General features: G+C 66.2%; 5 protein-coding genes, 2 rRNA genes and 1 pseudogene (1 of these 8 cut by a window edge). 4 read left to right on the top strand and 4 right to left on the bottom strand.

All coding sequences use genetic code 11. The annotated features are described in order from the left end of the window. Both KIS93_RS14700 and rrf read left to right on the top strand, forming a co-directional pair. Positions 1-3,068 (top strand): 23S ribosomal RNA (locus tag KIS93_RS14700) (it extends 35 nt beyond the left edge of the window). A 73-nt stretch (positions 3,069-3,141) separates the two neighbouring features. Further along, positions 3,142-3,258 (top strand): 5S ribosomal RNA (gene rrf / locus KIS93_RS14695). A gap of 104 nt (positions 3,259-3,362) precedes the next feature. Here rrf and KIS93_RS14690 read toward each other — a convergent pair. After that, positions 3,363-4,103, bottom strand: a complete 741-nt coding sequence (locus KIS93_RS14690; RefSeq protein ID WP_080037038.1) for an SAM-dependent methyltransferase — start codon at positions 4,101-4,103, stop codon at positions 3,363-3,365. 81 nt (positions 4,104-4,184) lie between these two features. Continuing rightward, positions 4,185-5,852, bottom strand: coding sequence for a hypothetical protein (locus KIS93_RS14685; RefSeq protein ID WP_186404238.1), 1,668 nt, complete (start codon positions 5,850-5,852; stop codon positions 4,185-4,187). Between KIS93_RS14685 and KIS93_RS14680 the strand changes: the two genes are divergently transcribed. Further along, positions 5,757-6,974, top strand: a complete 1,218-nt coding sequence (locus KIS93_RS14680; RefSeq protein ID WP_230466448.1) for a hypothetical protein — start codon at positions 5,757-5,759, stop codon at positions 6,972-6,974. The two genes, KIS93_RS14685 and KIS93_RS14680, sit on opposite strands and share 96 nt — an antisense overlap. A 317-nt stretch (positions 6,975-7,291) precedes the next feature. Here the strand turns inward: KIS93_RS14680 and KIS93_RS14675 are convergent, their stop codons facing one another. Beyond that, entirely contained in the window at positions 7,292-8,218 is a 927-nt protein-coding gene (locus KIS93_RS14675) for an MBL fold metallo-hydrolase (protein ID WP_186404237.1), read from the bottom strand. A 109-nt stretch (positions 8,219-8,327) separates the two neighbouring features. Here KIS93_RS14675 and KIS93_RS14670 point away from each other — a divergent pair, with 109 nt between their 5' ends. Next, positions 8,328-8,738: a single-stranded DNA-binding protein gene (locus KIS93_RS14670; RefSeq protein ID WP_186404236.1), complete on the top strand. Its 411-nt coding sequence runs from the start codon at positions 8,328-8,330 to the stop codon at positions 8,736-8,738. Positions 8,739-9,710: 972 nt separating this feature from the next. Here the strand turns inward: KIS93_RS14670 and KIS93_RS14665 are convergent. Further along, positions 9,711-10,000, bottom strand: a pseudogene (locus KIS93_RS14665) (DUF1015 family protein); the annotation flags it as partial.

Here is a 10,000-nt window from a genome sequence, read left to right as displayed (position 1 = left end):
GCATCAGGAGCCGATGAAGGACGTGGGAGGCTGCGTTAAGCCTCGGGGAGTCGCCAACCAGACGTTGATCCGGGGATGTCCGAATGGGGAAACCTAGCACCAGTCATGTGGTGTTGCCTCCGCCTGAATGTATAGGGCGGTTGGTGGTAACGCGGGGAAGTGAAACATCTCAGTACCCGTAGGAAGAGAAAACAAGAGTGATTCCGTGAGTAGTGGTGAGCGAAAGCGGATGAGGCTAAACTGGGCGTGTGTGATAGCCGGCAGGCGTTGCATGTCCGGGGTCGTGGGACCTTCTGGGTCGATCTGCCGGTCGGCCAAGCAGTGATAAATCTGTCTGATAGTTGAAGCCTCTGGGAAGGGGCGCCGTAGACCGTGAGAGCCGGGTAGACGAAATCGGATGGACTGCTGGAGGGGATCCCAAGTAGCACGGGGCTCGAGGAATCCTGTGTGAATCTGCCAGGACCACCTGGTAAGCCTAAATACTCCCTGATGACCGATAGTGCACGAGTACCGTGAGGGAAAGGTGAAAAGTGCCCCGGTGAGGGGTCGTGAAATAGTACCTGAAACCGTGTGCCTACAAGCCGTAGGAGCTTACATCAGCTTGCTGGTGTGTGATGTGACTGCGTGCCTTTTGAAGAATGAGCCTGCGAGTTATGGTGTGTGGCGAGGTTAACCCGTGTGGGGGAGCCGTAGCGAAAGCGAGTCTGAAGAGGGCGTTTGAGTCGCATGCTGTAGACCCGAAGCGGGGTGATCTACGCATGGGCAGGTTGAAGCTCAGGTAAGACTGGGTGGAGGACCGAACCCACCAGGGTTGAAAACCTGGGGGATGATCTGTGTGTAGGGGTGAAAGGCCAATCAAACTCCGTGATAGCTGGTTCTCCCCGAAATGCATTTAGGTGCAGCGTTGCGTGTTTCTTGCCGGAGGTAGAGCACTGGATGGCCGATGGGCCCGACAAGGTTACTGACGTCAGCCAAACTCCGAATGCCGGTAAGTGAGAGCGTGGCAGTGAGACTGCGGGCGATAAGGTTCGTAGTCGAGAGGGAAACAGCCCAGATCACCGACTAAGGCCCCTAAGCGTGTGCTAAGTGGGAAAGGATGTGGAGTCGCAGAGACAACCAGGAGGTTGGCTTAGAAGCAGCCACCCTTGAAAGAGTGCGTAATAGCTCACTGGTCAAGTGATTCTGCGCCGACAATGTAGCGGGGCTCAAGTACACCGCCGAAGTCGTGGCACTGACAGCTTTGTGTTGTTGGTGGGTAGGGGAGCGTCGTGCAGCCGGCGAAGCAGCAGAGTGATCTAGTTGTGGAGGCTGTGCGAGTGAGAATGCAGGCATGAGTAGCGAATCGAGGGTGAGAAACCCTCGCGCCGGATGACCAAGGGTTCCTGGGCCAGGCTAATCCGCCCAGGGTAAGTCGGGACCTAAGGCGAGGCCGACAGGCGTAGTCGATGGACAACGGGTTGATATTCCCGTACCCGCTTCAATGCGCCCATACTGAACCCCTTGATACTAAGAGTCCTTAAGTCAGCTGCCTCTTCGGAGGCGGTGTTAGACCGAACGCTCGGCCTGATTGGGTAGTAGGTAAGCGATGGGGTGACGCAGGAAGGTAGTCCAGCCCAGGCGATGGTTGTCCTGGGGTAAGCATGTAGGGCGGAACGTAGGCAAATCCGCGTTCCATGTGCCTGAGATGTGATGCCGAGCCGATTGTGGTGAAGTGGATGATCCTATGCTGCCGAGAAAAGCCTCTAGTGAGTGTTGTGGCGGCCCGTACCCTAAACCGACTCAGGTGGTCAGGTAGAGAATACTAAGGCGATCGGGTGAACTGTGGTTAAGGAACTCGGCAAATTGCCCCCGTAACTTCGGGAGAAGGGGGACCTCTGCTGGTGATGAGTCTTGCACTCGGAGCTGGTGGGGGTCGCAGTGGCCAGGGGGAAGCGACTGTTTACTAAAAACACAGGTCCGTGCGAAGTCGTAAGACGATGTATACGGACTGACGCCTGCCCGGTGCCGGAACGTTAAGGGGACCGCTTAGCCGCAGCAATGTGGCGAAGGTGAGAACTTAAGCGCCGGTAAACGGCGGTGGTAACTATAACCATCCTAAGGTAGCGAAATTCCTTGTCGGGTAAGTTCCGACCTGCACGAATGGCGTAACGACTTCCCCGCTGTCTCAACCGCAGACCCGGCGAAATTGCACTACGAGTAAAGATGCTCGTTACGCGCAGCAGGACGGAAAGACCCCGGGACCTTCACTACAGCTTGACATTGGCGTTTGGAGCGTCTTGTGTAGGATAGGTGGGAGACTGGGAAGCTCGGACGCTAGTTCGGGTGGAGTCATTGGTGAAATACCACTCTGGTCGTTTTGAACGTCTAACTCTGGTCCGTGATCCGGATCGGGGACAGTGTCTGGTGGGTAGTTTAACTGGGGCGGTTGCCTCCTAAAGGGTAACGGAGGCGCCCAAAGGTTCCCTCAGCCTGGTTGGCAATCAGGTGTTGAGTGTAAGTGCACAAGGGAGCTTGACTGTGAGACTGACGGGTCGAGCAGGAGCGAAAGCTGGGACTAGTGATCCGGCATCGGCGTGTGGAAGCGGTGTCGCTCAACGGCTAAAAGGTACCCCGGGGATAACAGGCTGATCTTCCCCAAGAGTCCATATCGACGGGATGGTTTGGCACCTCGATGTCGGCTCGTCGCATCCTGGGGCTGGAGTAGGTCCCAAGGGTTGGGCTGTTCGCCCATTAAAGCGGTACGCGAGCTGGGTTTAGAACGTCGCGAGACAGTTCGGTCCCTATCCGCTGCGCGCGTAGGAGACTTGAAAGGGGCTGTCCCTAGTACGAGAGGACCGGGACGGACGAACCTCTGGTGTGCCAGTTGTACCGCCAGGTGCACGGCTGGTTGGCTACGTTCGGAAGGGATAACCGCTGAAAGCATCTAAGCGGGAAGCTCGCCTTGAGATGAGGTCTCCCACCCTGTGAGGGGGTAAGGCTCCCGGTAGACGACCGGGTTGATAGGCCGGAGGTGGAAGCGCGGTAACGTGTGGAGCTGACCGGTACTAATAGGCCGAGGACTTGACCACAAAGCAACTCTTGCTCGCGTCCACTAAGCAATTCTGAGACAACAAACAGGTGTGTTTGATTGTTTCATAGGGTTACGGCGGTTATGGCGGGAAGGAAACACCCGGTTACATTCCGAACCCGGAAGTTAAGCTTCCCTGCGCCGATGGTACTGCACTCGGGAGGGTGTGGGAGAGTAGGTCACCGCCGGACAATCTTTATAGGAAGGGCCCCGATTCGTCGGGGCCCTTTCTGCTTTCTGGGGGAATGTGCGGGCCCGTGCCCGGCCATCCGAACGGCGGGCCGGGCCTCCGGGTTCAGGACGGGCGCAGGACGAAGACGCCCCAGCCGAGGTAGTCACGGCCGTACTCCAGATGGGAACGACGTGCCTGCGTCAGGAAACCACGCATCGCCGGCGCGTCCGGATCATCAGGGTTCTCGCGCAGCCAGTCGCTGATCGTCCACCACTGGCTCGCGACGTACCTGTCCCAGCTGTCCGGGTTGGCCAGCACCATTTCCAGCAGCTCGAACCCGGCCGATTCGGCTCGTTCCGCTGTGCCGGGCAATGAGGTGAACGCGTCTTTGTCGACCTGCAGTGCGTTGCAGGCCTCGGGCGGGGGCGGTGACGTCCAATAGCATTCGCCGACCAGCACGATGCCGTTCGGGCGCAGCCAGCGGCGCATCAGCTCCAGGGTGCCCGTCAGGCCGCCGCCGATCCAGGTCGCGCCGATGCAGGACACCACGTCGTACGACTCCGGAGCGGCCTCATAGGCGCTGGCGTCGGCTTCCACGAACTCGACCCGGTCGGCCACGCCCAGCTCTTCCGCGCGGATTGCGGCGGCGTTCAGAAAAGCTTTGCTGATGTCGACGCCGACGCCCTGGATGCCGTAATCGGCCGCCCACCGGGAAAGGAGCTCGCCCTTTCCGCACGCGAGATCCAGGATGCGGGTGCCGGAGCCGAAGTGGCAGATCTCGCCCAGCAGGTTGAGCTTGTCGTCCGTCAACGGGTTCAGAATCCGGTGCCGGGACTCGGCGATTTCGTGGAAGCGTAGTGACATGCGGAGCAGTCTCGCTGACCGGGTGTTTGCGGTCCAATCAATATCGGGGTTGCGTTGGGCTCGTGGACGTTCGGTGACTTGCTAGGCTGGAGAGACCGGGCCACCCCCACGGGTGGCCTTCGTCGCGTAAGGCCCGCGGGGCGGGCGGCGACCAGCCACGGTGGACCGTCGTTGTGAGTCCGCTGGGTGAGCCAACGAAATGGACCAGAAGTGAACAGAGATAACGGATCGGACGGCGGACAGGCCGGGCGCGGCGACTACGGTGACAGGCGCTCCGGCGGAAGTGGCAGGAGCGGCGGCTACGGCTCTCGCGGGCGAGACTCCGGCGGCGACCGTCCGTTCCGTTCCGACGACCAGTCGCGCTCCTTCAACCGCGGTGACCGCGGCCCCAGGCGCGACGACACCCGAGACGACCGAGGAGGCCGCCGCGAGGGCGACGAGCGCCGGCCGTTCCGCGACCGTGACGACCGTGGGCCGCGCCGCGAAGGCGGTTACCGCGGCCCCAGGCGCGAGGGGGACGATCGCGGGCCTCGGAGTGATGACCGCCGTACCTATCGCGACAGGGACGACCGCGGCCCGCGCCGCGAAGGTGGCTACGGCGACCGGCGTGAGGGCGGTTTCGGCGATCGTGGGCCGCGCCGTGAGGGCGGGTTCCGTGACGACCGTGGGCCGCGCCGTGAGGGTGGCTTCGGTGATCGCGGGCCGCGCCGTGAGGGCGGGTTCCGCGATGACCGTGGGCCCCGCCGTGAAGGCGGCTTCGGTGACCGTGGGCCCCGTCGTGAGGGCGGGTTCCGTGACGACCGTGGGCCGCGCCGTGAAGGCGGCTACGCCGGGCGTCGTGAGGGCGGTTTCGAGGACCGGGGTCCCCGCCGCGAGGGCGACGACCGCCGTACCTATCGTGATCGCGACGAATGGCGGCCGCGCCGCGAGGGCGGCTTCGGCGACCGTCGTGAGGGCGGCTTCCGTGACCGCGACGACCGGGGGCCGCGCCGTGAGGGTGGCTTCGGTGATCGCGGGCCGCGCCGTGAGGGCGGGTTCCGCGATGACCGTGGGCCCCGCCGTGAAGGCGGCTTCGGCGATCGTGGACCGCGCCGTGAGGGCGGGTTCGGTGATCGCGGACCGCGCCGAGAGGGTGGCTTCCGTGACGACCGTGGGCCGCGCCGGGAAGGCGGCTTCCGCGACGACCGTCGTAGGGAAGGCGGCTACGGTGAGCGTCGTGAGGGCGGCTTCGGTGACCGCGGGCCCCGTCGCGAAGGCGGCTACGGCGACCGGCGTGAGGGCGGTTTCGGTGATCGTGGTCCGCGCCGCGAAGGCGGGTTCCGTGACCGTGACGACCGTGGGCCGCGTCGCGAGGGTGGCTTCCGCGATGACCGTGGGCCCCGCCGTGAGGGCGGGTTCCGTGACGATCGCGGGCCGCGCCGTGAGGGCGGCTTCCGTGACGACCGTGGGCCGCGCCGTGAGGGCGGCTTCGGTGACCGCGGCCGTTCCGGTGACAGGCGTGAGGGCGGTTACCGGGAGAGGGGCGACCGCGACTCCCGTCCGTTCTCTCGTGAAGGCCGTGAGGAGCGTCCCGGCGCCGGCACCCGCGCGAGGTACGGCCGGAGCGACGCCGAGGGCGCTGCCGAGGCGCCGCAGCGCGAGAAGCTGCCCGACGTGCCTCCGGACATCACGGTGGACGAGCTGGACAAGGAGGTCCTCGAGGAGCTGCGATCGCTTCCCGGCGACCTCGCCGACCTGGTCGGACGGCACCTGGTCGCCGCCGAGCGCGCGCTGGAGGAGGACGACCCCGACCGGGCGCACGAGCACACGAAGGTGGCACGCAGGTTCGCGGCCCGCATCGGTGTCGTACGCGAGGCCGCGGGCATCGTCGCCTACCGCGCCGGCCACTTCTCGGAGGCGCTGAGCGACCTGCGGGCGGCCAGGCGGATGACCGGTTCGGACGCGTACCTGCCGGTCATGGCCGACTGCGAGCGCGGGATGGGCCGTCCGGAGCGGGCCATCGACCTCGTACGTTCGCCCGAGGCCGAGCGCCTCGACCGGGCCGGCCGCATCGAGCTGACCATCGTCGAGTCCGGTGCCCGCCGCGACCTCGGCCAGCACGACGCCGCCGTGATCACCCTGCAGCGCCTGCCCGAGCTGCGCGACCCGCAGCCGAGGCCGTGGTCGGCGCGACTCGCGTTCGCCTACGCCGACGCGCTGGCCGACGCCGGGCACCAGGACGCGGCGACGGACTGGTTCGGCAGGGCGATGGCGTTCGACGAGGACGGGGAGACGGACGCGGCCGAGCGGTACGCGGAGCTGACGGGAGCCGTCATCGAGGACGTCGAGGAGGACTTCGACGAGGAGGACGACTTCGACGACGCGGGCGTGTCCGGGGCTGAGGACGTCGCCAGGGTGGATGAGGAAGCGGACGACGCCGCGGCCCTGGCCGAGGCCGGAGACCTCCTGTCCGCCGAGATCGACGCCGATGTCGACGAGGACGCGGACGAGTACGCCGACGCCGATGCCGACACGGACGCCGATGCGGATGCGGATGTCGAGGCGGTCGCCAGTGCGAACGCTGAGGCTGACGCAGATGTGGACGAGTACGCTGACGCCGCCTACGCCCCCTCCTCGCGCGCTGATGTCGACGTCGAGGCCGCTTCCGATGACGAGGCTGACGAAGACGATCGCGTCCCTGCCTCCAAGGCGGCGGACGAAGCCTCCGCTGAGAGCGAGGACGACTCCGATGGCGACGCCTCCCCGGAGGCGGCAGCCGCGGAGACGGGAGTGCCCGGCATCACGCCGGCGTTCATCGAGCCGAACTTCGGCGACGTCCTGGACGACGATGCCGAATCGCGCACCGAGAAGAAGCCGAAGAACGAGAGCTGACGCTCGCTGACACCCACGCCCGCCGTACGAGCCTTCCCTCCTGCATCTGCTTGAGGGGAAGGCCCGTGCGGCGGGCGAGGTGCTTCAGCGGCACGTCCCGTCGGAGAGATGTTCGCGTGGCAGGTCCTCGTACGGTCAGGGTTCGACAGGCAGCGGCGGCGGCGGTGGCAGCGGCGGTCGCGGCGGCGACAGTGGCTGCGATAGCGGTAGCGATGGCGGCGGCGAAAGCAGCGACAACGGCGGCGGCAGCGGAAGCAACTGCAACGGCGGCGGTGGCAGCGACAGCGGTGGTGCAAAGCACCCGAATACCGGCGAGGTCATGGGGAGACCCGGTTCAGCCAGTGCAGGATCCCCGCGACGTTCGACGAAGCGCCGTTCAACAGCTCGAACTGCTCAGCGGTGGCCTCGTCGGCACTCATCGCCTTGTACCGCTCCTTGGTGCGGTCCCGCACCATGGCGACCGCGTGATCCAGGTCCATGCCCTCGGATCGGGCTCGCCGGGTGAGATCGACCCAGACCCGGAGCTCCTCGGCTGACCGTTCAAGCGTCTCCTGAACGGCATGAACCGGCCCGTAGTGGCTGAACAGCAACCGCTGCGGCTCAAGTGCCTCGAACAGCGCGATCGAGTCGAGCGCGGTGTTCAGGTCGAAGTCCGGCGGAGGGGTGGCAGGGCGCAGGTCGCCCGTTTCGGGCAGGTAGACGCCGGCCGCGTCCCCGACGTACAGGTCGCCGGTGGCGGAGTCGACCAGCCCCACGTGGTGTTTGGCGTGGCCGGGCGAGTAGTGGCTGTTGAGCGTGCGCCCGTTGCCCAGGTCGATGGCGCCGGTGTCGCCCAGGGCGACGATGCGCTCGGCCTCGGTGGGGGACAGCTCGCCGAAGAGCGTGTCGAGCCGATCGCCCCACACCATGCGCGCGCTGGCCATGAGCCGGGACGGCTCAGCGAGGTGGCGGGCGCCCTTCTCGTGTACGACGACCTGCGCCGACGGGAAGAACTTGGCGATGTCCCCGACCCCGCCGGCATGGTCGAGGTGGATGTGGGTCACGACGACCGTGGCCAGGTCTTCGGGGCCGACACCCAGCGAGGCGAGCGCGTCGCGTACCACGGGAGCCGAGGTAGAGGTTCCTGTCTCGACCAGGCAGGGCCGGTCGCTGAGGATCAGGTAACCAGCCGTGATGCCCGCGAACCCGGCCATTCTGGTGTCGATCTCATAGACGTCGCCGCCGAGCGCGGTGATGTTGTCCACAGCCACTCCTGAGCCTCCAGCCGTTGTCCCCAGAACGGCGTTCAGCCGATCCGGCCTCCTCCTCATCGTAGAGAGTGATCTCCACCAGAGCACCGATAGGAGGACGACCGTGGACAGAAACGAAGTCTTGCTGGTGGGCAGGCTGTCAGCACCGGTGGAGGAGCACCCCATGCCCAGCGGCGACACGGTGACGAAGTGGCGCATCATCGTCCGCCGCCGCCGCAACAAACGCGGGGTGGTGCTGAGTGACAGCGTCCCGTGCGTCACGTTCAACCCGGAGACGGCCGCCGTCGTCCGCACCCTCAAGCCCCGCGACTACCTGGAGGTGACAGGTTCGTTCCGCTGCCGCGTCTACGGCCCGACCACCGGCAAGACCTGGCGATACGAGGTGGAGGTGAGCACCGCGAAACCGTACGAGGCCGAGCCGGCCATCCCACCCACCCCGGCCGCCGACGCCGACCCCACCATGCTCGCCGCCCTGATCCCCCGCCAGATCCCCTACCTGGCCCCCACCGGCTAACCTCCCCACCGACCGCTCGGCCTGCGGTCAGTCCACCGCCCGGCCCGCGGTCAATCCACCGGCCGGTCTGTGGCCGATCCACCGCCCGGCCCGCGGCCGATCCACCGGCCGATCCACCGGTCGGTCCCCGGTCGGTCCTCGGCCGATCCACCGGTCGGTCCCCGGCCGATCCACCGGCCGATCCACCGGTCGGTCCCCGGCCAGTCCATCGGCCGGGGACCGGCAGAACCCTGGCGAGATGGCGATGGTTCCGGGGCCGGGCTGTGGGGAAGGCAGCCTGGTCGGCGGAATGCGTTGCCAGGCGCTGCTAAGAGGAGGGGGAGATGCGCCTGAGAGCGGCCCAGCGCGACGAGCCGTCACAGCCGGGCCGCTGTGGCGGAGTCGCCTGTGACGCCACCCTTCTCTCCACTACGCCTGCTCCGACCCAGAGGAGTCCGGCCAGCCCCCCGAATACAGCGAGTCACCCTTCGCCGCATGGCCCTTCCTCGCCGCAGGGGCCGGCTCGCCCTCTCACATCGCCATGAGCCACAGCCCACGCACCGACCACGCCGATCACGTCGATCACGCCAATCGCGCCGATCACGCCTTCACCTCACGCTCCTTACCTTTGGAAGAGGCCAGCCCGCTGCGTCCTTAGCCGGTCGAACCCTGATCGGCTGCGCTCACGGCTGGTCGTGCTCAGATCGGTCATGCGCGTAGTTGATCGCGCCCTTGCCCGGCTGTGCTGGGAGTCGCTCCTGCGTGCGCCCGACCAGCTGCGCCTCAGCCGATCGCGTCCCGGTCGGCTGGTCCTTGGCTGGTTGCCCGCCAGCTCGCCACCATGCCCTGGCCGTGGTGCCGAGCCTTGGCCGGCCGTGGTCGCAGCCGGCTGTGCCTTCAGCCGGTTGTGCTCTCAGGCGGCGGCGCCCTTAGCCAGTGGGGCCCTTAGCCAGTGGGGCCCTTAGCCAGTGGGGCCTTCAGTCGGTGGGGCCTTCAGTCGGTGGCGAAGGTACGTAGGACCAGGCCGGTTCTTGGTTTCGGGCCGAAGGAGGTGGACTTGCGTGGGACGCGTTCACCGCCGGCGGCTATTGCCAGTACGTCATCGACGGCCAGTGGCTTGAGGATGACGGCCGTGCCGCCGGTTTGGATGGCGAGACGCACGGCGGCTTCCGTGTCGTGGTGGACGATGCGTACGGTCTGGTCGTTGTCGCGCATGCCCCACACCACGGGCAGGACGAACTCCGAAAGGACGGAGGTGTTGAGGGAGTTCCAGCGGTCGGAGT

The sequence above is a fragment of the [Actinomadura] parvosata subsp. kistnae genome (assembly GCF_900323885.1).
Taxonomy (GTDB): Bacteria; Actinomycetota; Actinomycetes; order Streptosporangiales; family Streptosporangiaceae; genus Nonomuraea; species Nonomuraea composti.
The sequence above is the reverse complement of the archived record's forward strand: the minus strand, read 5'-3'. Positions and strand labels throughout refer to the sequence as shown.